The 22,198-nt window shown below is 70.0% G+C and carries 20 protein-coding genes and 2 tRNA genes; 16 read left to right on the top strand and 6 right to left on the bottom strand.

The annotated features are described in order from the left end of the window. Positions 1-75 precede the first annotated feature (75 nt). Positions 76-579, top strand: a complete 504-nt coding sequence (locus tag FB561_RS03110) for a GNAT family N-acetyltransferase (RefSeq protein ID WP_238334625.1) — start codon at positions 76-78, stop codon at positions 577-579. Here the strand turns inward: FB561_RS03110 and FB561_RS03105 are convergent, their stop codons facing one another. Continuing rightward, positions 580-1,458: a M23 family metallopeptidase gene (locus FB561_RS03105; RefSeq protein ID WP_238334624.1), complete on the bottom strand. Its 879-nt coding sequence runs from the start codon at positions 1,456-1,458 to the stop codon at positions 580-582. A 709-nt stretch (positions 1,459-2,167) separates the two neighbouring features. Here FB561_RS03105 and FB561_RS03100 point away from each other — a divergent pair. The 3 genes from FB561_RS03100 (at position 2,168) to rpmG (ending at position 2,596) form a co-directional block, all read left to right on the top strand. Further along, positions 2,168-2,240: transfer RNA gene (locus tag FB561_RS03100), tRNA-Thr, on the top strand. Positions 2,241-2,290: 50 nt separating this feature from the next. Further along, a tRNA-Met gene (locus tag FB561_RS03095) sits at positions 2,291-2,364 on the top strand. Positions 2,365-2,428: 64 nt separating this feature from the next. Further along, positions 2,429-2,596: a 50S ribosomal protein L33 gene (gene rpmG, locus FB561_RS03090; RefSeq protein WP_131361122.1), complete on the top strand. Its 168-nt coding sequence runs from the start codon at positions 2,429-2,431 to the stop codon at positions 2,594-2,596. A 195-nt stretch (positions 2,597-2,791) separates the two neighbouring features. Here rpmG and FB561_RS03085 read toward each other — a convergent pair whose 3' ends face one another. Continuing rightward, a complete protein-coding gene (locus tag FB561_RS03085) occupies positions 2,792-3,550 on the bottom strand; it encodes a (2Fe-2S)-binding protein (RefSeq protein WP_145802794.1) in 759 nt (252 codons plus the stop codon). Between the two features lie 81 nt (positions 3,551-3,631). On the opposite strand from FB561_RS03085, the gene FB561_RS03080 reads away from it, so the two are divergent. From FB561_RS03080 to FB561_RS03030, 11 genes are all read left to right on the top strand, one after another. Continuing rightward, the gene (locus FB561_RS03080) at positions 3,632-4,054 is read left to right on the top strand and encodes an FAS1-like dehydratase domain-containing protein (protein ID WP_145802791.1); all 423 of its coding nucleotides are present in this window, start codon (positions 3,632-3,634) and stop codon (positions 4,052-4,054) included. Beyond that, the gene (locus FB561_RS03075; RefSeq protein WP_145802789.1) at positions 4,051-4,458 is read left to right on the top strand and encodes a MaoC/PaaZ C-terminal domain-containing protein; all 408 of its coding nucleotides are present in this window, start codon (positions 4,051-4,053) and stop codon (positions 4,456-4,458) included. Before FB561_RS03080 ends, FB561_RS03075 begins: the two co-directional genes overlap by 4 nt. Next, entirely contained in the window at positions 4,455-5,501 is a 1,047-nt protein-coding gene (locus FB561_RS03070; protein ID WP_145802787.1) for a UDP-N-acetylmuramate dehydrogenase, read from the top strand. The genes FB561_RS03075 and FB561_RS03070 overlap by 4 nt, the downstream gene beginning before the upstream one ends. A 153-nt stretch (positions 5,502-5,654) precedes the next feature. Continuing rightward, the gene (locus FB561_RS03065) at positions 5,655-6,401 is read left to right on the top strand and encodes a type IV toxin-antitoxin system AbiEi family antitoxin domain-containing protein (protein ID WP_145802785.1); all 747 of its coding nucleotides are present in this window, start codon (positions 5,655-5,657) and stop codon (positions 6,399-6,401) included. 89 nt (positions 6,402-6,490) lie between these two features. Further along, positions 6,491-7,792 (top strand): ABC transporter substrate-binding protein, encoded by a 1,302-nt coding sequence (locus FB561_RS03060; protein ID WP_202880529.1) that lies wholly within the window; start codon positions 6,491-6,493, stop codon positions 7,790-7,792. Then, positions 7,792-8,724 (top strand): carbohydrate ABC transporter permease, encoded by a 933-nt coding sequence (locus FB561_RS03055; RefSeq protein ID WP_145802783.1) that lies wholly within the window; start codon positions 7,792-7,794, stop codon positions 8,722-8,724. The genes FB561_RS03060 and FB561_RS03055 overlap by 1 nt, the downstream gene beginning before the upstream one ends. Continuing rightward, positions 8,717-9,541: a carbohydrate ABC transporter permease gene (locus FB561_RS03050; RefSeq protein ID WP_145802781.1), complete on the top strand. Its 825-nt coding sequence runs from the start codon at positions 8,717-8,719 to the stop codon at positions 9,539-9,541. Before FB561_RS03055 ends, FB561_RS03050 begins: the two co-directional genes overlap by 8 nt. A 12-nt stretch (positions 9,542-9,553) precedes the next feature. Continuing rightward, positions 9,554-10,927: a hypothetical protein gene (locus FB561_RS03045; protein WP_238334623.1), complete on the top strand. Its 1,374-nt coding sequence runs from the start codon at positions 9,554-9,556 to the stop codon at positions 10,925-10,927. A 10-nt stretch (positions 10,928-10,937) separates the two neighbouring features. Then, positions 10,938-11,840 carry a MurR/RpiR family transcriptional regulator gene (locus FB561_RS03040; RefSeq protein ID WP_145802776.1) on the top strand — a complete coding sequence of 301 codons (903 nt, stop codon included), beginning with the start codon at positions 10,938-10,940 and terminating at the stop codon, positions 11,838-11,840. Positions 11,841-11,863: 23 nt separating this feature from the next. Further along, positions 11,864-14,086 carry an FAD-dependent oxidoreductase gene (locus FB561_RS03035; RefSeq protein ID WP_145802774.1) on the top strand — a complete coding sequence of 741 codons (2,223 nt, stop codon included), beginning with the start codon at positions 11,864-11,866 and terminating at the stop codon, positions 14,084-14,086. A 74-nt stretch (positions 14,087-14,160) separates the two neighbouring features. After that, positions 14,161-16,062 carry a caspase family protein gene (locus FB561_RS03030; RefSeq protein WP_145802772.1) on the top strand — a complete coding sequence of 634 codons (1,902 nt, stop codon included), beginning with the start codon at positions 14,161-14,163 and terminating at the stop codon, positions 16,060-16,062. 3 nt (positions 16,063-16,065) lie between these two features. Here FB561_RS03030 and FB561_RS03025 read toward each other — a convergent pair whose 3' ends face one another. Next, positions 16,066-17,388: an NsdA family TPR-like regulatory protein gene (locus FB561_RS03025; RefSeq protein ID WP_145802770.1), complete on the bottom strand. Its 1,323-nt coding sequence runs from the start codon at positions 17,386-17,388 to the stop codon at positions 16,066-16,068. 177 nt (positions 17,389-17,565) lie between these two features. Here FB561_RS03025 and FB561_RS03020 point away from each other — a divergent pair, with 177 nt between their 5' ends. Then, a complete protein-coding gene (locus FB561_RS03020) occupies positions 17,566-18,078 on the top strand; it encodes a hypothetical protein (RefSeq protein ID WP_145802768.1) in 513 nt (170 codons plus the stop codon). A gap of 16 nt (positions 18,079-18,094) precedes the next feature. Here the strand turns inward: FB561_RS03020 and FB561_RS03015 are convergent, their stop codons facing one another. The 3 genes from FB561_RS03015 to FB561_RS03005 form a co-directional block, all read right to left on the bottom strand. Beyond that, positions 18,095-19,468 carry a TrpB-like pyridoxal phosphate-dependent enzyme gene (locus tag FB561_RS03015; RefSeq protein WP_145802766.1) on the bottom strand — a complete coding sequence of 458 codons (1,374 nt, stop codon included), beginning with the start codon at positions 19,466-19,468 and terminating at the stop codon, positions 18,095-18,097. Positions 19,469-19,534: 66 nt separating this feature from the next. Beyond that, positions 19,535-20,590, bottom strand: coding sequence for an adenosine deaminase (locus FB561_RS03010; RefSeq protein WP_145802764.1), 1,056 nt, complete (start codon positions 20,588-20,590; stop codon positions 19,535-19,537). Between the two features lie 201 nt (positions 20,591-20,791). After that, positions 20,792-21,985: a pyridoxal phosphate-dependent aminotransferase gene (locus FB561_RS03005; RefSeq protein ID WP_145802762.1), complete on the bottom strand. Its 1,194-nt coding sequence runs from the start codon at positions 21,983-21,985 to the stop codon at positions 20,792-20,794. Positions 21,986-22,198: the final 213 nt, after the last annotated feature.

Genomic DNA, 22,198 nt, shown 5'->3' with positions numbered 1-22,198 from the left:
CCGATGTTGCCAGGACGTCGGCATTTTCGGAGATGTTTTCGATACCTCCGGGACTGACCTGGGGCGTGGGTCAGGATGGAGGGCGTGACCGACAACCGCGTGACCATCCGCCGGGCGGTGGAGTCCGACGAACCAGCCCTGCTCGACATCGAGCTGACCGCGTGGGACGCGAGTTCGGGGTTCCCGTCGATGACCGAGGGCGAACGGGCCGGGTTCTTCTCCGACCGCAGCGGCCCGGACGCCCACCTGGTCGCGGTACTCGACGACCGCGTGGTCGGGTACATCCGGCTACAGGACAAGTACCGGTTCCGCGAGGGCGCCGGGGTGCTGGCGGTGAACGGGCTGGCGGTCGCGGTCGATGCACGGGGCCACGGGATCGGCTCGGCCCTGCTGACCGCGGTCACCGAGGAAGCAGAACGCCGTGGCGCCCGCAAGATCACCTTGCACGTGCACAGTTCGAACACGGTGGCAAGGCGCCTGTACGAGCGCCACGGCTATCAGGTCGAGGGGACCCACCCGAGAGAGTTCCTGATCGACGGTGAAGAGGTCGACAGTCTCACCCTGGCCAAGTTCCTCTAGTTACGGGTTCACCCCGCGGGCGCGGAGCCACGGCTCCGGGTCGATCTGGTCACTGCCACCGAGCAGCACCTCGAAGTGCACGTGCGGACCGGTGGTGTTCCCGGTCATCCCGATCGCGCCGACCTGGCCGCCGGCCGGGACGCGCTCGCCGACCGAGACGCTGAACTTCGACATGTGGCTGTACGACGTCACCGTGCCGTTGGAGTGCCGGACCTTGACCTGCCGACCGTACGCACCCGCGAACTCGGCCTGGATCACCTCACCAGCCAGGACCGAGCGGACCGGCGTACCGGTCGGGGCGGCGAAGTCGAGCCCGGTGTGGTCGCGGGACCAGCGGCCGCCGGCCTGACCGAAGTGCGCGGTCAGGTGGTACCCGGTGGTCGGCAGCACGATCCGGGTGGAAGCGCGCGCCTTCGCGACGGCGGCAGCCTTCGCGGCGGCCTGGGCGGCGGCCCGGGCCTGGGCCTTGGCCCTCGCCTTGGCCTTCGCTTCGGCTTCGGCCTTCGCCTTCGCGAGGGCCTGGGCCTTCGCCGCGGCGGCCTGGGCGGCCGCCTTCGCCTTCGCGGCAGCGGCGGCCTTGGCAGCGGCGAGCGCGAGCGCCCGGCGCTGGTTCAGGGTGGCCTGGGCGGCCGCCTTGGCGGCGCGCTCCTTCGCGGCCTTCGCGGCGGCGGCCTTCTGGGCCGACGCCAGCGACAAGTCGAGGCGGGACTGGTCCCGCGAGCCGAGGTCGCGCCGGTCGACCCGGGCGGCAGTGAGGGCCTGCGCCTGGGCCGGATCGAGGGAGGTTCCGGCGGAGGTGGGGGAGGAGGGGGAGGTCAAACCAGCGGCAGCGGTACCGGCGGCCGCGGCGAGGGCAGCGGTCAGGCCGACCAGCTGCACGCCGCGCCGGGAACTTCGCCGACGAGGGCGGTGCTTGGCCACCCGACGGGAATCAGCCGGGCGACTGGACGTCGGCCGATCTGCTTCCGGCACGTCATGGTGAGGGGACACGAGAGCCTTCCAGAGGGGATCGAGGCACCGCCACGAGTGCGCAGCGGCCTATCGACCATAACGACGAGGTCACGAAGCCCTCAAACGCTCTTTGCGATCGGTTCACGGATTTCGGTGGCGCTGGGTGATCGCCGTTTGGCGGCTCGTGGCCGTCCCCGCCTGAAGCACACCGGCGGGTAGTTGAATGTGGGCGTGACTGGGATCACGCGCGTCCTGGTCGGCCGGTAGCCTCGAAAGCCGCTATAGGGGTGATGGAGGGAGGGGCCGATCGACCAGCTCGCTTCCCTTGCGAACCCTCTCCGTCCTGGGCGGCCTCGCGGCGCCGGCAGTTCGGTGCCCCAGGTCGTTGCCTGAGGCTACATCTGGGAGTTCCGGTCCGATCCACTGGTCGCCCGGAGGCGGTGCCAGGAGGTGTTCGAGCTGAGGTCGCGCTCGTTGCCGAGGACGTGACTGTGGGAGTAGCCGGCGAGTTCCGAAAAGTGGTCGGAAGCACCTCTGGGAACCGGTATGCTTCTCGGGTCGGACAGAGGGGGCACAGGGTGCTCGGGCCTCGATTTCACATCGAGGCGACAGACCGTGTAATCTCTCTCCTCGGCTCGCCCCTTTAGCTCAGTCGGCAGAGCGTCTCCATGGTAAGGAGAAGGTCTACGGTTCGATTCCGTAAAGGGGCTCTGAGAATCGCTGTCCCACCCGGTCCGCCGGGTGGGGCGACGGACTCTCTGGCGGGGTAGCTCAGGTGGTTAGAGCACACGGCTCATAATCGTGGTGTCGCGGGTTCGACTCCCGCCCCCGCTACCCACCGACCGGCAACACGAGAGCGCGTGACTGGCAGGCGCGCTCCTGATCAGAAGAGGCAGCAGTGGCCAAGTCAACCGACATTCGCCCGAAGATCACGCTGGCGTGCACGGTGTGCAAGGAGCGCAACTACATCACCAAGAAGAACCGGCGGAACAACCCGGATCGTCTGGAGATGAAGAAGTACTGCGCCCGCTGCAACGACCACACCGACCACCGCGAGACCCGCTGACTCTCGCTCAGTCGTTCGAAAGGCCGCTTCGCGCTAGGCGAAGCGGCCTTTCGCTGTGCCCGCCGCTACCCGCGGGCGGGCGGCGGGGTCTCGGTAGTCCTGCTGGTCCAGGTCCAACGGCGATGAAGGCGGTTCCGGTCTTCAACGTCCGTATCGGCATGCCGCACCGTATCCGGGCAGGGGTTCCTGGCTGGGTCAGACGGTGAGGATGGGGCGGCCGCCCTCGTAGGCGGTGAGGCGGGCTTCCCGGGACGTGAGGCAGCAGCTGCCGCAGAGGGTGCCGGTGGATTTCTCGCTGGTGTAGTAGAGGCAGCAGGTGTTGCGGAGATAGACGAGCTTGCCGGCGGCCTCGGTGACGTCACCCAGCCTGGCCAGACCGGCGGGGGCCGTGGCGACGAAGGTCTGCCAGCGGTCGAGCAAGTACGACGGGTCGACGGCCTCCTGTTCACGGGTGGCGGCGCAGAAGCCCATCGCGCAGCCGGCCGCGACCCCGCCGTGGAGCTGGCGCAGGCCCGCCCTGGTCCGGCGGTGGAGCTCGGTGGCCAGGGGGAGCAGGTGCTGCGTGAGCACGACATCGTGCAGGGTACGCAGCCCGCCGGGAAGGAAACGGGCGGACCGGAGGGCGACCGCGGCGATGCCGTGGCCGTCGTGCGGTTTGAGCCAGAGGTTCTCGGGGCGGACGTCGAGGACGCGGCCTTCGAGGGCCCACAGCAGCAAGGCGGTCGCGGTCGCGCGGCCGGCGTAGAAGGACATCAGGCTGAGGGCGGCCGCGTGGTTCGAGACGTGCCCGGCGGCTTCGTGGTCGCGTTTGAGCAGTTCGGTCAGCTCCGGGCTGTCCGGTTCGAGGATGTGGTCGACCCGTAACCACTCCGAGCCCGCCGGTTCACCGAGCTCCAGCCCGTACCGCGGCGCGTACCTCGCCAGCGCGGCGACACCCGCGCGTCCTGCCGTCACGACTTTCCGCCTTTCCCCAGTGGTCTCAAGGGCAGTGGGTGGCGGCCACGCCCGCCCAGTCTGCCAGTAGGGTTGGACGACATGACGATCGACGCCACGATGGTGGGCCGGACCTACACGGCCGCCGAGTCCTACCAGGTCGGCCGGGAGAAGATCCGCGAGTTCGCCGACGCGATCGGCGACCCGAACCCGGCGTACCGCGGGGACGCCGCGGTCGCACCGCCGACCTTCGCCTTCCTGCTCGGCAGCCGGGCTCTCGAGCAGTTGCTCGGCGACGACGAGCTCGGCCTGCGGCTGGACCGGATCGTGCACGGCGCGCAGAAGTTCACCTACACCCGCCCGATCAAGGCCGGCGACGAGATCGCCGCGACCGCCACCATCACCACCGTCCGCAAGGCCGGTGCCGTCGAGGTGATCATGTACGAGACCGCCCTGACCACGGCGGCCGGCGAGCCGATCGCCACCTCCACCTCGACCATCTCGCACAACCGGGCGGACTCGTGAAGACCGTGGAAGCCGGCACTGAGCTGCCGCCGTTGACCGTCACCTTCCGCCGCGACGACCTGGTCCGCTACGCCGGCGCCAGCGGCGACTTCAACCCGATCCACTGGAGCGACCGGATGGCCGCGTCGCTCGGATTGCCGGGCGTGATCGCGCACGGGATGCTGACGATGGCCTCGGCGGTCCGGGTGGTCACCGACTGGCTCGACGACCCGGCCGACCTGGTCGAGTACGGCGTCCGCTTCACCAAGCCGGTCGTGGTCCCGGACGACGACAAGGGCACCACCGTGACGTTCGCCGCGAAGGTGGACAAGGTCGCCGACGGGCTGGCCGAGATCGACATCACCGCGGTCGCCGGCGAGGAGAAGGTCCTCGGCCGGTCCAGAGCGGTCGTGCGCGTCGCATGAGTACTCCGCAGAGCGCGGTCGCGACCGGGGTCCCGCTGGCCGGGCTGACCACGCTGCGCCTGGGCGGGCCGGCCGACAAGCTGGTCGAGGTGACCACCGAGCAGGACCTGATCGACGCGGTCCGCGAGGCCGACGCCGCCGGCGAACCGGTGCTGCTGCTGAGCGGCGGCAGCAACGTGGTGATCGGTGACGAGGGCTTCCGCGGCACCGTGATCAAGGTACGCACCACCGGGATCCGGGTGGACGCCGACGCGTGTTCCGGCGCGATGATCCACGTCCAGGCGGGCGAGGACTGGGACCAGCTGGTCCAGCGCGCGATCGCGGAGGAGTGGGTCGGCCTGGAGTCGATGTCCGGGATCCCCGGGCTGACCGGCTCGACCCCGGTCCAGAACGTCGGCGCCTACGGGCACGAGGTGGCCGAGACGATCGCGTCGGTCCGCGTCTGGGACCGCGTCGGCAACGCGGTCCGGACGGTGTTCGCCGCCGACTGCGGATTCGCGTACCGCACCTCTCGCTTCAAGCAGGACCCGAGCCGGTACGTGGTGCTCGAGGTCGCCTACCAGTTGCCGCTGGGCGACCTGTCCGCCCCGGTCGAGTACGCCGAACTGGCGCGCACCCTCGACGTCGAGCCAGGTGAACGCGCGCCGATGACCGCGGTCCGCGACGCCGTGCTCGGGTTGCGCCGGGGCAAGGGGATGGTGCTCGACCCGGCCGACCACGACACCTGGTCGGCGGGATCGTTCTTCACCAACCCGATCCTCGACACCGCGGCCGAGGTCCCCGCGGGCGCCCCGCAGTGGCCGCAGCCGGACGGCCGGGTGAAGAGCAGCGCGGCCTGGCTGATCCAGCACGCCGGCGTCGACAAGGGCTTCGCGATCGGCGACGCCGCGGTCTCCTCCAAGCACACCCTGGCCCTGACCAACCGCGGCCAGGCGACCACCAAAGAACTGCTCGCCCTCGCCGCCCACGTCCGCGCCCAGGTCCAGCAGGCCTTCGGCATCACCCTGGTCAACGAACCCGTCCTGGTGAACTGCAGCCTCTGACGCGTGCATCCGGACAGGAGGTAGCCGCCGCGGTGGGCTGAGGAGCCTCCGCGGCCGGCTGCCTAGGTCCCGCCTTGGGGAACTACCTCCTGTCCAAATGCACCTGTGGACAACGCCGGACGTCGGTAGGCCGCTTTCAGGCACCATCTCGGGATGGGATCCGTGGCCGAGGTGTTAGCCCACGGCCACGGGTACGCGACCTTTCGGCAGTTGGTGGCTGCGACCTCCCGGCGCGCGGTGGCGACGGCGGTCGAACGGGGTGAGATCGAGCGGCTCGCGCACGGTATCTACATACTTCCGGGCCTGTCGTCGGACTGGCTGACGGCGTTGGCCTACGACGGGGTCCTTTCCCATCAGAGCGCTGCAGCCAGGTGGGGGCTGCCGTTGCTCGTGACGCCGCCGAAGCCGCATCTGATCCTGCCGCCGAAGCGCCATCCACGACCGGGCCGGCCGGCGGTTCTGCACTGGGCGGAGACGACTGCGGAGGAACGCCGAGCCAGGCTGACCGGTTTGGCTCGAACGGTCGTCGACTGTGCTCGGGTCCTGCCGTTCGGCGAGGCGCTCGCGGTCGCCGACGCCGCACTGGCTGACGGTCGCTGTGGCCAGGAGGAGTTGATCTCTGCTACCGAGGCGATGCGTGGCCCTGGCCGGCCGAACGCTAGCCTGGTCGCCAGGAGCGCAACCGGGCTGGCGGGCAGCTTCCTGGAGTCGATGCTGCGCGCTCTGTTGATCACCGAGCAGATCAGCGGATTCGAACCGCAGGTGCACTGTGCGGCGGGTAGTCGGGCAGAACCGTGCAGATCGACAGGATGTGGGTGTCGCCTCTCGCCGCCCTCAGGCGTGATTCGTCGACCAGCTTGTCCTTGTCCAGGAACACCTCCTGTCGATCTGCACCTCTGAAAAAGTTTTGCAGGGACCCTTGTCCCATGCCAGAGTGGCCGATAATGTTTTGCCGAATTCGAGCCGGCTAGCCATGTAAGGGGGCTGGTGTGAGGGAAAGCAGATTGTCCCGCCGGGGATTTCTGGCGGGCATCGGTGCGGTGGGGGCCGCGGCCGCGGTACCTGGGTGTTCGTCCGGGACCGGGGCCAAGTCGAGTGTCTTGCAGGTGTGGGGCGGAGTCCCCGCGGCGTCCGGGCCGCAGGCGGTCGTGGACGCGTTCGAGCAGAAGTTCCCGCAGTACAAGGTGAACTACACCCGGTTCGTCAACGACGAGCGCGGCAACCTGAAGCTGGACACCGCGTTGCAGGGTGGCCTCGACATCGATGTGTACTTCACCTACGCGCAGCAGAATCTCGCGCTCCGGGCCGGGTCCGGGCTGACCGCGGACCTGACCGACCGGGTGAAGGCCGATCCGGAGCTGGCCGTGTTCCTCGACACCGAGGAGCCGCGGGCGTACGCCGAGGACGGCAGGATCAAGGCGCTCGCGACCACCCGTGAGCCGTACTTCGTGCTGTTCAACGAGAAGCTCCGCGAGCAGGCCGGGTTGGACCTGCCGACGGCGTGGACGATCGACGACTACCGGGCGACCGCGAAGCGGCTGACCACGGCGAGCACGATCGGCGCGTACACCATCCCCGACGTCGCCCGGATCTCGCTCGGGCCGAACTACTGGTACGACGGCGACCGGTCGAACTTCGGCCACCCCGCCTTCGAACGCGGGCTGCGGCTCGGCCAGGAGATGATCGCCGACGGCTCGATGTTCCCGTGGAGCGAGGTCCTGGCGCGGCACCTGGACGCGTACCAGCAGAACGCGTTCCTGCAGCAGGAGTTCCACCTCTGGTCCACCGCACCGTTCAACCTGCGGTTCCTGAACGACGCGAAGAAGTACCCGCACGACTTCAAGGTCGCCTTCGCCCCGGCCCCGACCGTGGACGGCGCGAACTGGAACGGCGGTACCTACGGCAACTTCGTGATGGTGAACCCGAAGTCGCCGAAGACCGAGGCGGCCTGGGAGTTCGTGAAGTTCTGGCTGACCGAGGGCTCGGCGCCGATGCTCAAGGGCGGCAAGCTGCCCACCCTCGGCAACGTCACCGACGACCAGGTGGTCACCGGGATGCTCGGCAAGGAGCCGGACAAGTACTTCGACGTCGACTCGTTCCGCCGGGTCGTGCTCGACGACAAGGTCAAGCTCGCCACCGACACCCGGCTGACCGGGTTCCCCGAGATCAACCTCACCTTCGGCCAGCAGCGGGACCTGTGCTGGCTCGGCGAGAAGGACCCCGGTCCGGCGATCCGCGAGGTCCGCCGGGTCGCCGACGCCGCGATCGCCCGCAACGAGAGGAGCTCGTGATGACCACGACGGCCACCGTCGCCGCGGCCCCCGCCGTCCGGGCCGAGAAGGCGCCCGGGATCAAGCCGCGCGGCTGGATCGGGTTCCTCTTCATCGCCCCGAACCTGCTCGGCGTGCTCGCCTTCACGCTGATCCCGCTGGTCAGTGTGATCGTGCTCGCCTTCACCGACTGGAACCTGGTCTCCGGGCTCGGCGGGATCACCTTCAACGGGCTGGACAACTTCGCCGCGATCGCCCGCGACCCCGGCTTCTGGAGCGCGGTCGGCCTGACCCTGGTGTACGTCGGGGTGAGCGTTCCGCTGACCGTGATCCTCGGCCTCGCGCTCGGAATCGCGCTGAACCGGCCGTTGCCGGGCCGGGCCGTGCTGCGGGCGATCTTCTTCCTGCCGTACATCGTCAACGTGGTCGCGGTCGGGATGACCTGGCTGATGCTGATGAACCCGAAGGCCGGCCTGGTCAACCAGGTGCTGGACGTGTTCGGGATCCAGCCGGGCTGGTTCGCCTCGTCGCACTGGGCGCTGCCGGCGCTGATCGTGATGGCGGTCTGGGGCGGGGTCGGGTACTGCTCGCTGATCTACCTGTCCGCGTTGCAGGACGCGCCGCGGCAGCTGTACGAGGCGGCCGACATCGACGGCGCCGGGGTGTGGGCCAAGTTCCGTACCATCACCTGGCCTTCGTTGCTGCCGACAACGGTCTTCCTGATGGTCACGCTGATCATCGGGGCGTCCCAGGGGTTCGGCCTGATCGCACTGATCACCGCCGGTGGCCCGGGCGATGCGACCACCACCATCTCGTACTACATGTACCAGACCGGCTTCCAGTTCTACCGGTTCGGCTACGCCTCCGCGATCGGCCTGGTGACGTTCGTCGGGGTGCTGGCGCTGACCCTACTGACCTGGCGGGCGCAGCGAGGAAGGGCGCTCAATGACTGACAAGGCCGCGAAATGGTACTGGGGGATCCCGTTGTGGATCCTGGCGATCGCCTTCCTCGCGCCGTTCGCGTGGATGCTGTCGACCGCGTTGAAGGCGGACGTGGACGCGTACAAGATCCCGATGCAGTGGATCCCGGATCCGTTCCAGTGGGACAACTTCAAGACCGTGCTGGTCGGTGAGACCTCGGTGCTGGCGTCGTTCGGGCGGTCCGTCTTCGTCGCCGCCCTCCGGGTCGCGGGCGAGTTGCTCACCGCCACGATGGCCGGGTACGCGTTCGCCCGGATGACGTTCAAGGGCCGGGACAAGCTGTTCCTGCTGTACCTGGCGACCGCGATCATCCCGGCCCAGCTGCTGCTGGTGCCGCGGTTCATCTACTTCCAGAAGCTCGGGCTGTACGACACGTTGTGGGCGCTGATCCTGCCCGGCATGTTCACCGTGCTCGGGACCTTCCTGATGCGGCAGTTCTTCGTCAGCCAGCCGGCCGAGTTCGCCGAGGCGGCCCGGATGGACGGCGCGAACGAGTGGCAGATCTTCAGCCGGATCTACCTGCCGCTGGCGACCCCGGTCCTGAGCGCGCTCGGGATCCTCGCCTTCGTCTGGTCCTGGAACGACTACGAGACCCCGCTGGTCCTGATCAGCAGCCCGGACAACTACACGCTGCCGCTCAGCCTGACCAACTTCGTCGACGAGCAGGGCCAGATCGCGCCCGGACTGACGATGGCCGCCTCGGTGGTCTCGATCGTGCCGGTACTGCTCGTCTTCGTCCTGCTGCAACGCCGCTTCATCGCCGCCATGACCCATACCGGGATCAAGTAGGAGGAGTTGTCCGTGAACGTCTCAGGTGTCTTCCCGTCGCTCGCGCAGATCGGGGACTTCGGTCCGCCGCGCAGCGAGCTCGGCATCGGTTCGCTGATGCCGTGGAACGGGAAGCTCTACGTCCAGAACTACAACTCGCACAAGGCCCACAGCGGCGGCGGGGTGAGCCTGCGCCGGATCGAGCCGGACTTCACGATGGAGATCGTGCCGGAGACGCTCGGCGTGGACGGTACGTACACCAACCGGTTCGTGCACTTCCCGACCTCACAGCTGGTGCTCGGTCCGCACGTGATCGACGAGAACCACAAGATCACCACCATCCCCGAGCTCCAGCCGCTGCGGGTGTGCGGCACGTCGCGGCACCTGACCAAGCCGGACACCCACGTGTACGTGCTGTGCATGGAGGGCGAGGTGTTCGAGCTCGACCTCACCACGTACGAGTGCGTCCAGGTCTTCGACCTCAACACCGAGCTCGAGACCGACGGCGAGATGAAGGTGCACTACAAGGACTGCTACACGTCCTTCGGCCGGTTGGTGGTCTGCTCGAACGAGTACGAGGAGGCCGACTGGGACAACCGGCAGGCCCGCGGCCGGCTCGCGGAGTACGACGGGACGTCCTGGCGGATCCTGGCCCGCAAGCCGTTCACCGCGATCGGCGGCCGGCACGAGTTCGGCGGCACCATCTTCGCGACCGGCTGGGACCAGGCGTCCGCGATCCTGGAGGTGTTCACCGAGTCCGACGGGCAGTGGACCCGGTACCGGCTGCCGAAGGCGTCGCACTGCTTCGACCACAAGTGGCAGACCGAGTGGCCGCGGATCCGCGAGGTCGAGCACGAGCGGCTGCTGGTCGACCACCACGGGATGTTCTACGAGCTGTCCCCGTGGGCGTACGGCGGCCGGGTCTGGGGCGTCCGGCCGATCTCCACGCACCTGTGGGTACTCGGCGACTTCTGCTCCTGGCGCGGGATGTTCGTCGCCGGCGCCGACAACGCCTCGCCCAGCCACGGGCTCAACCCGACCACGGCCGAGCCGCAGTCCGGGCTGTGGTTCGGCAAGACCGACGACCTGTGGAACTTCGGCAAGCCGGCCGGCTGGGGCGGCCCGTGGTGGGAGAGCCCGGTCGAGGCGGGCGTGCCGTCCGACCCGTACCTGATGACCGGGTTCGACAACAAGTGCCTGCACCTGGAGAACTTCGGCGACACCCCCCTGCGGATCACGCTCGAGCTGGACTTCCACGGCCACGGCCGGTTCGGCGCGGTGGAGCAGTTCACGGTCGAGCCGGGCCGGATCGTCACGCACGTCTTCCCGCCCGGGTTCAGCGCGCACTGGGTCCGGCTGGTCAGCGACACCGACGGTGTGGCGAGCGCCCAGTTCGTCTATACGTGATGATCGCCGGATGGGAGACGAGATGGACAGTACCGAGTCGAGGGCCGGCAGCCCGAGCCCGTTGCAGCTGGTCAAGCGGGCCCTGCCCGACCTGAACGGCGCGATGCAACGGGTCGCCGAACACGTCCTCGCCCACCCGGACGAGGTCGCCCGCGGCTCGATCACCAAGCTGGCCGAGGCCGCGGGCACGTCCGCGGCCACGGTCACCCGGTTGTCCGCGCACCTCGGCTTCGCCGGGTACCCGGCGTTGCGGGCCGCGGTGGCGATGGAGATCGGCCGCGGCCTGGAGGCCGGCTGGGCCGGCGACATCGGTCTGGCGATCGGGCCCGCGGATCCGCCCGACCAGGTGCTGAACGTCCTCGCCAGCACCCAGGCGAACGCGCTCCGGAACGCGCTCGCGTCGATCGACCTGGCCGCCGCCACCCGGGTCGCGGACGCGATCGCGGGAGCCCGGCGGACCCACATCTACGGCGAGTGGGGCGACGCGATCCCGGCCCGGGAGCTGTACATCCGGTTGCTCCGGATCGGCATCCCGGTCTGGTTCTTCGACGGCCCGCAGTCGTCGCAGATCGCGGGCGGCCTGCTCGGACCGGGCGACGTCGCCCTGCTGGTCACCCGGTCCGGGATCGACCAGACCGGGCTGGAGTTCGTCCGCCGGTCGCACGACGAGGGCGCGCTGACGGTCGCGATCACCGGCGTCCCGAGCTCGCCGATCGGGGAACTCGCCGACATCTCGCTGGACACCGGGACCCAGGTCGGCGGCACCTGGACCGAGTTCTTCGCCGGCCGGGCCAGCGACACGCTCACGGCCGGCCTGCTGTTCGTCCTGGTCGCGCAGCGCGTCCCGGACCACCTGACCGCGAACCACCCGAACGGACCCGGCCAACCGGTCGTCCGGCACCCCGACACCTGACCACACCTCTGAAAGGTGCCTGCATGCAGCAGCTCGACGTCCACTCCGATCTGACCGTCGTCGGCGGCGGCCTGGCCGGGATCTGCGCCGCGATCGGCGCCGCCCGGCAAGGCAGTACGGTCGCCCTGGTGCAGAACCGCCCGGTGCTCGGCGGCAACTCCTCCAGCGAGGTCCGGGTCTGGGTGTGCGGCGCCACCGCGCACGGGGTCCAGCACTTCGCCCGGGAGACCGGCATCATGGGCGAGCTGTTCGTCGAGAACCAGTACCGCAACCCGGAGGGCAACCCGTACTACTGGGACCTGGTACTGCTCGAAGCGGTCCGCGCCGAGCCGAACATCACCCTGTTCCTCAACACCGACGTCCGCACCCTCGCCACCGCCGACGGCGAGATCACCTCGGTCACCGGCTGGCAGATGGGGTCGGAGAAGGAGATCACCTTCCACAGCCCGGTCTTCGCCGACTGCAGCGGCGACGGCCTGGTCGGCCACCTCGCCGGCGCGGAGTACCGGACCGGGCGGGAACCGCGCTCGGAGTACGACGAGTCGTGGGCGCCGGAGATCCCGGACCAGAACACCCTCGGCAGCACGATCCTCTTCTACACCAAGGACGCCGGCGAGCCGGTCCGGTTCGTGCCGCCGTCGTTCGCCAAGGACATCACCGAGACCGCGATCCCGGACCGCCGGGTGATCCGGACCGAGGCGAACGGGTGCTCGTACTGGTGGATCGAGTGGGGCGGCGAGCTCGACGTCGTCGGCGACAACGAGCGGATCCGGGACGAGCTGCAGGCCGTCGTCTACGGGATCTGGGACTACCTGAAGAACTCCGGCCGCTTCGACGCCGACAACCTGACGCTGGAGTGGATCGGCGCGGTCCCGGGCAAGCGCGAGTACCGGCGGTTCGTCGGGGACCACGTGCTCACCCAGCACGACGTGCTCGGGCAGGCCGAGTTCGAGGACCGGGTCGCGTTCGGCGGCTGGTCGATCGACCTGCACCCGCCCGGCGGGGTGTACGCGAGCGAGCGCGGTTCGAAGCACTGGCACCCGGACGGGAACTACCACATCCCGTTGCGCTCGCTGTACTCGCGGAACGTGCCGAACCTGTGGGTGGCCGGCCGGAACATCAGCGCGAGCCACGTGGCGTTCGGGACGACCCGGGTGATGGCGACCTGCGCGGTTCTCGGCGAGGCGGTCGGGATCGCGTCGGCGGTTGCCGCACGCAACGGACTCACGCCGCGCCAGCTGGCCACCGAGCGGTTCGAGCTGATGCGGAACGCGCTGCGCCGGGCCGACGCGTCGGTGCTCGGCGTGGTCGACGACGATCCGGACAACCTGGCCCTGGCGGCGACGGTCACCGCGTCCTCGACGTACCGGCGGCCGGCCGTCGAGGTGTCGGCGGGAACGATGCCGCTGGCAACGGACCTGGCGATGGTGCTGCCGGTGGACCCGGCGCTCGACGGTCTGGAATTCCTGGTGGACGTGAGGGAGGCGACGTCGCTGACGGTGGAGTTGCACGATCCGCTGAAGCCGCAGAACTACCTGCCGGTGGAGCTGGTGGACTCGTGCTCCGTGGACGTGCCGGCCGGGGAGAAGCGCTGGATCCAGGTGCCGCTCAGCTGGCGTCCGGAGGTCCCGGCGAACGCGGTGATCGTGCTGAAGGCAAACCCCTCGGTTTCCGTCCACACGGCGGAGACGGCGCTGCCCGGCATGATCTACCTGGCCCATCGTGACCCGGCCCCGGACGAGCAGTACACCGAACAGTTTCGCGAGTGGAAGCACGTCCTGCGGCGCGCCGGCCTGTGCGTGCGCGTCACCGGTGAATCGTCGGTGTACTCCGCGGAGAAGGCGATCGGCGGCCATGCGCGCCCGTACGGCGGACCGCAGATGTGGATGTCCGAGGACCTGGCCTGGGATCCCGAGCCGACCCTCGACCTGACCTGGCCGGACCCGGTCGAGCTCGGCGAGGTCGTGGTGATCCTCGACGACGACGTGGAGGAGGACCTGATCAACCTGCACCACCACCGGTCGCCGAACGAGATCCTCCCGACCCTGCTTCGCGACTACGACCTGGAGGCGCGTGATGCGTCCGGGAACTGGGCGCCGGTCGGGTCGGTCCGGGCGAATCGGCGGCGGCGGATCAACCACGTCCTCGACGAGCCGCGATCGGTCAGCGCTCTGCGGCTGACCGCTCGCGCCACGAACGGAGCGCCGCGGGCCCACGTGGTCTCCGTCCGCGCCTATCGGCCCTGAGGTCTGGCCGGTCGGCGGCCCGCGACCCACACTGAGGGGAGAGCGGGCATTCCGCGCCAGGGGAGGGCGGCTGGATGGCTGGGCGACGCACGGCGTTGATCGTTGCCAACGACGTCTACGAGCACGAGGGGCTGGGGCAGCTCCGGGCGCCCGCGGCCGACGCGCGGGCGCTGGCCGAGGTCCTCGGCGATCCCGCGATCGGTGGGTTCGACGTGCACGTGGTGCGGAACGAGGCGGCGCACGTGATCGAGGGCCGGATCGAGGATCTGTTCTCCGACAGCCGGCCGGACGACGTGTTGCTGCTGCACTTCTCCTGCCACGGGCTGAAGAGCGAGTCCGGCGAGTTGTTCTTCGCCGCCACCAACACCCGGCCGAACCGGCTCGGCTCCACCGCGGTACCGGCCGAGTTCGTCCAGCGGTGCCTGCGGATGAGCCGGTCGCGGAGCGTCGTGCTGCTGCTCGACTGTTGCTACGGAGGCGCTTTCAGCAAAGGCGTTACCGTCCGCGCTGCTGGAGACGCGCATGTGCTGGACAGCTTCGGCGGTGGGCGGTTGGGCGGTGGTCGCGGCCGGGCGGTCATCACGGCGTCGAGTGCGACGGAATACGCGTTCGAGGGGGACCGGCTCGCGGACGACCACACCTCGCCGTCGGTGTTCACCGCGGCGTTGGTGGACGGCCTGGCGAGTGGAGACGCGGACCTCGACCAGGACGGCTGGGTGTCGCTGAACGAGCTCTACGAGTACGTCTTCGACCGGGTCCGGGAGCAGAATCCGCAACAGACCCCGAGCCGGGACGTGGAGATGCAGGGCGAGCTCTACCTCGCCCGCCGAAGCCACCCGGTCACCGATCCCGCGCCGCTGCCGGCCGAGTTGTTGCAGATGATCGACAGCCCGCTCGCCACTCTCAGGGTCGGCGCGGTCGCCGAACTCACCGGCCTCCTCCAAGGCCGCAACGCCGGCCTCCGCCTGGCAGCAAAAGCAACCCTCCAACGCCTCACCGAAGACGACAGCCGCTCAGTAGCCGCCGCAGCCACCGCCGCCCTCACCACCGTCACGCCCGAGCCGCCCGCCGTCCCGAGCGCTGCTCCTGAGGCACCCGCTGTCGCGATTGCTGAAGCTGAGGCGCCTTCGGGTAGGAGTGCTGCGCCTTCAGGTACCGCGTCCTCAGGTACCGCGTCTGCCGAAGCAGCGCCGTCACGTACGGCGTCCTCAGACCAAGCGCCGTCAGGCACCGCGTCTGCGGACCTGCCTGAGTCTGCAGCGCGCGAACAGGACAGCGCGGAGGCGAGTGCGGACTCGGAGCAGGCTGAACCCCCGGGGGAGCCGCCGGGGAGTGAGGCTTGGCGTCGTGGTTGGTGGGGGTGGTCTCCGCGTCGGCGGATCGCGTCCATCGTCGGCGCCATGGTGGTGGTTGCGGCGGGGGTGATTGCCGTTGTGCTGCTGACGAACGGGGACGGGCGCTCGTCGACAGGCAACTCGGTGGCCGGGGAGTTCAGCGAGTCGGGGCCCTGGCGGGTCCAACTGCGCGGAACCAACGCCGTCGACGGTGGTTGCACGTTCACCGTGACGGACGTGGAGACGGGCGCGAAGACGAAGGAGTACCAGCAGGTCTTCGAGGAGCGGACCTTCCAGATCGCCCAGTCCGGGACCTTCCGCGTGGACACCAGCGCCTCGGTCTGCGCGGCGACGCACACGTCCGGCAGCGGTCAGAAGGCGCTGCCGTTCGCCCAGCATCCCGGCACCGGCGACACCGAGGCGTTCACGCTGCCGAACGACAAGGGCGCCCTCGTCGAGGTCACCGACTTCCACAGCTACGGCCGCTGCGAGTTCGTCCTCCGCGATGCCGCCGACGGCCGCGACCTCGCCTTCGGTACCGCCCAACCGGCGAATCGCGTGGTCCGCCTGGCCGCGCAAGGCAGCAAGCAGGTGTACCTCGGTGAGTTCTACGGCTGCGACGTCACCGTCAAAGCCGGCTGAACCTCAGCGCGGGAGCAGCCGACGAGGCCGGGTGGGCCGGTTGAGGTAATCGCGGAGGGTCGTGTGCAGATCGAGCGCGGCCGGGTCGGTGAGTGAGTGGTGCGTACGCAGCTGGGCCGCCAGCTCGCTGATGCGGTGCAGCAGCGGGCGGACCCTGTACTCCAACGGGACGGCGAGGAGTGGGGCGATGGAAGCACGAGCGCCGTCGAGCTGGCCCAGTTCCAGTCTCGCCTTGGCTTGCTGCAGGTGGACCATGCGCTCGGAGCCGTGGTTGCGCTGGGCCGGGGGATCGGCGGCGTACAAGGCCAGACTGTGGTCCGCGTGGTCCAAGGTGTACCGCGCTTCGCCGAGAGCCAGGTGCGCGTCGGACCACAGCCCCTCGGCGCGTTCCGGCGGGCAGAGGAACGGGCCGCCCACCTCGGCGACACCCGGCGACGTCCTGGTGCGCTTGGCGACGGCGAGCGCCTCGCGGGCCTCGGACTCGCGGCCGGTCCGGGCCAGGTCGACCGCGAGCACTCCGGCGAGGAAGACGGCGGACGTGCCGCCGGCGTACCGCAGGCCGTCGCGGGCGTACTCCGCGGCGCGGGCGAAGTCGTCCTGCCAGAAGGCGGCCGTGTGCTGGGTGGCACGGATCCAGGCGCGGAGTTCGTCGTGGTCGGCCGCTTCGGCGCACGCCCAGGCCGTCCGGGTGTGGCTCTCGGCAACGTCCGGGCGACCGAGGTCCACCGACATCCAGGCGAGCGTGGTCAGCGCCCAGCCGGCCGCGGCGTACAACTCGCGGCTCTGCCGGGGTGGCTGGCGGCCGGCCAGCAGCTTGAACGCCCGGTCACGGATCGCCCGGCTGCGCAGGAACAACGGCTTCGTCGGCACCTTGAGATAGCTCTGCGCGATCCGCTGGATGTCGGCGTGCAACTGCTCGACGGTCAGGCCGCCGACGTTCGACTCCTCGGCGAGGGCGAGCAGCGCGACCGACTCGTCACCGGCGTCGACCAGGTCGTCGGCCAGCCCGTGCGTCAGTACCGGCGTGATGTCCGGCTCGGCCGGGGCGAGCGGCTCGCCGCTCACGCCGAAACCGAGTTCGTTGTCTGTGGCAACGTTCAGGACGTGCCGCAGACCGGACCGGTACGCCGGGCCCGGCCAGCGGACCGCGCCGCGTTCGAGCTTGGCGACGTAGTGGCCGTCCAGGTCGTAGCGGACCTCGGTGGTCTCCCAGAGCCAGGCGCAGACGGCCTCCGCCAGCTCGCTGCGGGACATGTGCTCGCCCGGTGCGCGCAGGGACGGCGTCCGCTCCCGCGCCGCACGCAGCAACTCGTTGGGCACTGGCATGGCGGTAACTGTAGGTGTCCGGACACCCTCCGCGACCACGAAAACCCCGCCTGTGGACGACCTGCCCCACGATGCCCCGAGATGCCCCGGGATGCCCCGGATCCGCGCGCGGTCCGGGCCGGTTTTGGCCGCTCCCGCTAGGGTCCACGGCAACGGCGGCTGGCGAGGAGGGTCCGGGTGGCGGAGGAAGCGATCACGACGTTGCGGGCGGAGCTCGGCCGGTTCGAGCGGGCCGAGGTCGGGTTCGCGCTGCTGGAGACGTTCCTCGACGTCGTCGGGCCGTGGCTGGGTGAGGCGATCATCGACCCGCGCCGGTTGTTGCTGCCGGATCGGATGACCGACGACCGGGCCGTCGTGCAGGGGCTGATCGAGGAGCTCGGCACGGAGCCGGTCCGCAAGCAGGGGCCGTTCACGCTGCACGAGCGCCCGTTCGACCTGGCCGACGACCAGGCCCGCTGGGACTACACCCGGTTGGCCTACTGCTCGACGCACGCGGCCGTCTGGAGCCGGGGGAGGCGGACGACGTACTTCGAGGTGGCCGACCGCGAGCGGGCGACGTACTGGTTGCCGGACAGCCTCAAGGCGCAGTACTTCGACCGGCTCGCGGCACACGGGTGGATGATCCCCGAGGACTGGCTGGCCGCGGTGCCGAAGAAGCCGAAGCCGTGGTGGAAGCGCGGGCGGATGTGAAGCCGCCCGCGGTTCCTCAGTCGACCGCGGGCAGTCGCTCCAGCGCCTGCGCGACGGCGGCCTGGATGTCGGCGTCGTCCCAGGACCGGTCGGTCATCTTGTCGGACAGGTAGGCGTCGTACGCGGCCAGGTCGAGGTGGCCGTGGCCGCAGAGCGCGGTGAGGATGACCTTCTCCTCGCCGGACTCCTTGCAACGTTGGGCTTCCTCGATCGCGGCGGCGAGCGCGTGCGTCGGTTCGGGAGCCGGCACGATGCCCTCGGTCCGGGCGAACAGCACCCCGGCCGCGAAGCACTCGGACTGCGGTTTCGCGATCGCCTCGAGCTCACCGGTCTCGTACAGGTGGCTGATCAGCGGGCTCATCCCGTGGTACCGCAGGCCGCCGGCGTGGATCGGGTCCGGCACGAAGTCGTGGCCGAGGGTGTGCATCTTCATCAGCGGCGTCATCCCGAGGGTGTCGCCGAAGTCGTACGCGTACGTGCCCTGGGTCAGCGACGGACACGCGGCCGGCTCGACCGCGCGGATCACCGGTGCCTGCCGGCCGGCCCACTTCTCCCGCAGGAACGGGAACGCGAGACCGCCGAAGTTCGACCCGCCGCCGGTACAGCCGACGATCAGGTCCGCCTGCTCCCCGGCCATCGCGAGCTGCAGCAGGGCTTCCTCGCCGATGATCGTCTGGTGCAGCAGGACGTGGTTCAGCACGCTGCCGAGCGCGTAGTGCACGTCGGGATCCTGGACCGCCATCTCGACGGCCTCGCTGATCGCGATCCCCAGCGACCCGCTGGAGTCGGGGTCCTGGGCGAGGATCTTGCGGCCCGCCTCGGTCAGCTCCGACGGGCTCGGGTGCACGGTCGCGCCGAAGACCTCCATCATCGTCCGCCGGTACGGCTTCTGGTCGTACGACGCCCGCACCTGCCAGACCTCGCACTCCAGCCCGTACTGCGCACACGCGAACGCCAGCGCGGTACCCCACTGGCCGGCGCCGGTCTCGGTGGTGAGCTTCCGGACGCCCGCCTTCGCGTTGTAGAACGCCTGCGGGACGGCGGTGTTCGGCTTGTGCGACCCGGCCGGCGAGACCCCCTCGTACTTGTAGTAGATCCGCGCCGGCGTATCGAGCGCCCGCTCCAGCCGATGCGCCCGGTACAGCGGACTCGGCCGCCACAACCGGTACACGTCGAGCACTTCGCCGGGGATGTCGACGTACTGCTCCTGCGAGACCTCCTGCAGGATCAGGTCCATCGGGAACAGCGGCGCCAGGTCGTCCGGCCCCACCGGCTGCCCGGTCCCCGGATGCAGCACCGGCGGCGGCGGGGTGGGCAGATCGTGCAACACGTTGTACCACCGCGTGGGCAGCTCATCCTCTGGCAGAAGGATCTTCGTCGGCGTCCTCATGCCCGCAACGTAAGCCCGGAGCCCCGCTCCCGCAACGGTCCCTGATCGGTGAGGAAACGGTCGCCGTCAGTAGGTCGCCGCAGGCGCCGGCGCGGCGGTGGTCTGGTCGGCGCCGAGCCAGTCGTCGATGTCGGTCAGCAGGGTCTTGCGGACCTCGTCCGGGGCGGTGGACGCGAGCACCGAACCGCGGGCCAGGTCGGCCAGTTCCTCGTCGGTGAAGTGGTGCACCGCGCGAGCCGTCTCGTACTGCTCCGCGAGGCGGGATCCGAACAGCAGCGGGTCATCGGCGCCGAGGGCGATGCGCGCACCGGCCTCGTACAACTGGCGGAGCGGCACGTCCTCGGGACGGCGGTAGACACCGAGCGACACGTTGGAGGCGGGGCAGACCTCGAGCGCGACCTGGGCGTCGACGACGCGCTTGAGCAGGTCGGGGTCCTCGATCGTGCGAACCCCGTGACCGACCCGGCCGGCGCCGAGCTCGTCGAGACACGTCCGCACCGTGGCCGGACCGCAGAGCTCGCCGCCGTGCGGAGCCGCGAGCAGACCCGCGTTCCGCGCGATCCGGAACGCGGGCGCGAACTCCGACGTGGTGCCGCGCCGCTCGTCGTTGGACAGCCCGAACCCGACGACGCCACGGCCGACGTACTGCGCGGCCAGCCGGGCCAGGGTCCGGGCGTCGAGGGGATGCCGGGTGCGGTTCGCCGCGATGATCACCTGGACCGCGATCCCGGTACCGGCTGCGGCGTCCCGGGCGGCGTCCAGGACCAGGTCGGTGAACGCGGTGATGCCGTGGAAGCGATTCGCGTACCCGGACGGGTCGACCTGGATCTCCAGCCAGCGGGACCCGTCGGCCTTGTCGTCCTCGGCGGCCTCGCGGACCAGCCGGCGGACGTCGTCCTCGGTCCGCAGCACCGAGCGGGCGATGTCGTACAGCCGCTGGAACCGGAACCAGCCGCGCTCGTCGGCCGCCGACAGCTCCGGCGGCCAGTCGGTCCGCAGCGCGTCCGGCAACCGGACCCCGTGCGTGTCGGCCAACTCGACCAGGGTGAGATGCCGCATCGACCCGGAGAAGTGCAGATGCAGGTGCGTCTTCGGCAACAGCCGCAGGTCGCGAGGCGCCATTACCGAAGGTTACCGACGGCCTGCCCAGAGAAAGAAATCGGGGCCGCACATGTGCATTTCGACAGGACCTGGTCCACGATCACGCCCGCCGGCCCGGTCACGTGCGCCGGAGCGTGAGGCGGAACGAGCACCACCTCCTGTCGAAACGCACGAACCGGGCCGCCCACCGGTGGGTGGACGGCCCGGAAGAGGGGTGCGGGGTCAGCTGAGGAGCTTGGCGATGCGGGAGACGCCCTCGGCCAGGTCGTCGTCGCCGAGCGCGTACGACAGCCGCAGGTACCCCGGGGCGCCGAACGCCTCACCCGGGACCACGGCGACCTCGGCGTCGTCGAGGATGATCTCGGCCAGCTCCGCGGACGTGGTCGGGGTGCGGCCGTTGATCTCCTTGCCGAGCACGCCCTTGACCGACGGGTACGCGTAGAACGCGCCGGTCGGCTCGGGGCACTCGACGCCGGGGATCTCGTTCAGCATCGACACCATCGTGCGGCGGCGCCGGTCGAACGCGGCCTTCATCTCGTCCACGGCGCTCAGGTCACCCTCGAGCGCGGCGATCGCGGCCCGCTGGGCGATGTTGCAGACGTTCGAGGTCTGGTGCGACTGCAGGTTGGTGGCCGCCTTGACGACGTCCTTCGGGCCGATCATCCAGCCGACCCGCCAGCCGGTCATCGCGTACGTCTTGGCGACGCCGTTCAGCACGATGGTGGTGTCGGCGAGCTCCGGCACCGCGACCGGCAGCGACGTCGCCTTGGTGTCGCCGTAGGTGAGGTGCTCGTAGATCTCGTCGGTGATCACCCAGATGCCGTGCTCGAGCGCCCAGCGGCCGATCGCCTCGACGGCCTCGGGGCTGTCCACCGCGCCGGTCGGGTTCGACGGCGAGCAGAACAGCAGTGCCTTCGTCTTCTCGGTCCGGGCCGCCTCCAGCTGCTCGACGGTGACCAGGTAGTTCTGCGTCTCGTCGGCGAGCACCTCGACCGGAACCCCGCCGGCCAGCTGGATCGCCTCCGGGTACGTGGTCCAGAACGGTGCCGGCAGCAGCACCTCGTCGCCCGGGTCGAGCAGGGTGGCGAACGCGTTGTACACCGCGTGCTTGCCGCCGTTGGTGACCAGTACCTGCGCGGCCTCGATCTCGTACCCGGAGTCCCGCTTGGTCTTCGCGACGATCGCCTGCTTCAGCTCCGGCAGACCACCGGCCGGGCTGTAGCGGTGGTTCTTCGGATCGCGGGCGGCCTCGACGGCGGCCTCGACGATGTAGTCCGGGGTCGGGAAGTCCGGTTCGCCGGCGCCGAAGCCGATCACCGGGCGCCCGGCCGCCTTGAGCGCCTTCGCCTTGGCGTCGACCGCGAGCGTGGCCGATTCACTGATAGCACCGATACGTGCGGAGATGCGGGAAGCCATGGCCCCATCCTGGCACCACCCGATACCGGCCCACATCCCGGTATCACCGACTGACCCCCACCCCACCCCCGCCCCCTGCCCCAGCCCCGCCCACCTGTCCCCACCCCCGGCTTTGGCGGGGGTTGGTGGGGCTTGTCGGGTGGTGGGGACGAACACTGGGCCCGGGGTTGGGAACGAAGTGGGGGGTGTGTGGCGTTCTTGGGCTGTGGGGAC

The organism is Kribbella amoyensis (genome assembly GCF_007828865.1).
GTDB lineage: Bacteria > Actinomycetota > Actinomycetes > Propionibacteriales > Kribbellaceae > Kribbella > Kribbella amoyensis.
The sequence above is the reverse complement of the archived record's forward strand: the minus strand, read 5'-3'. Positions and strand labels throughout refer to the sequence as shown.

Excerpts from the sequence above, each read along its gene's own strand:
- FB561_RS03110 (WP_238334625.1), top strand. The coding sequence starts at position 76 with ATGGAGGGCGTGACCGACAACCGCGTGACCATCCGCCGGGCGGTGGAG.
- FB561_RS03080 (WP_145802791.1), top strand. The coding sequence starts at position 3,632 with ATGACGATCGACGCCACGATGGTGGGCCGGACCTACACGGCCGCCGAG.
- FB561_RS03070 (WP_145802787.1), top strand. The coding sequence starts at position 4,455 with ATGAGTACTCCGCAGAGCGCGGTCGCGACCGGGGTCCCGCTGGCCGGG.
- FB561_RS03065 (WP_145802785.1), top strand. The coding sequence starts at position 5,655 with ATGGGATCCGTGGCCGAGGTGTTAGCCCACGGCCACGGGTACGCGACC.
- FB561_RS03055 (WP_145802783.1), top strand. The coding sequence starts at position 7,792 with ATGACCACGACGGCCACCGTCGCCGCGGCCCCCGCCGTCCGGGCCGAG.
- FB561_RS03050 (WP_145802781.1), top strand. The coding sequence starts at position 8,717 with ATGACTGACAAGGCCGCGAAATGGTACTGGGGGATCCCGTTGTGGATC.
- FB561_RS03040 (WP_145802776.1), top strand. The coding sequence starts at position 10,938 with ATGGGAGACGAGATGGACAGTACCGAGTCGAGGGCCGGCAGCCCGAGC.
- FB561_RS03035 (WP_145802774.1), top strand. The coding sequence starts at position 11,864 with ATGCAGCAGCTCGACGTCCACTCCGATCTGACCGTCGTCGGCGGCGGC.
- FB561_RS03030 (WP_145802772.1), top strand. The coding sequence starts at position 14,161 with ATGGCTGGGCGACGCACGGCGTTGATCGTTGCCAACGACGTCTACGAG.
- FB561_RS03025 (WP_145802770.1), bottom strand. The coding sequence starts at position 17,388 with ATGCCAGTGCCCAACGAGTTGCTGCGTGCGGCGCGGGAGCGGACGCCG.
- FB561_RS03015 (WP_145802766.1), bottom strand. The coding sequence starts at position 19,468 with ATGAGGACGCCGACGAAGATCCTTCTGCCAGAGGATGAGCTGCCCACG.
- FB561_RS03010 (WP_145802764.1), bottom strand. The coding sequence starts at position 20,590 with ATGGCGCCTCGCGACCTGCGGCTGTTGCCGAAGACGCACCTGCATCTG.
- FB561_RS03005 (WP_145802762.1), bottom strand. The coding sequence starts at position 21,985 with ATGGCTTCCCGCATCTCCGCACGTATCGGTGCTATCAGTGAATCGGCC.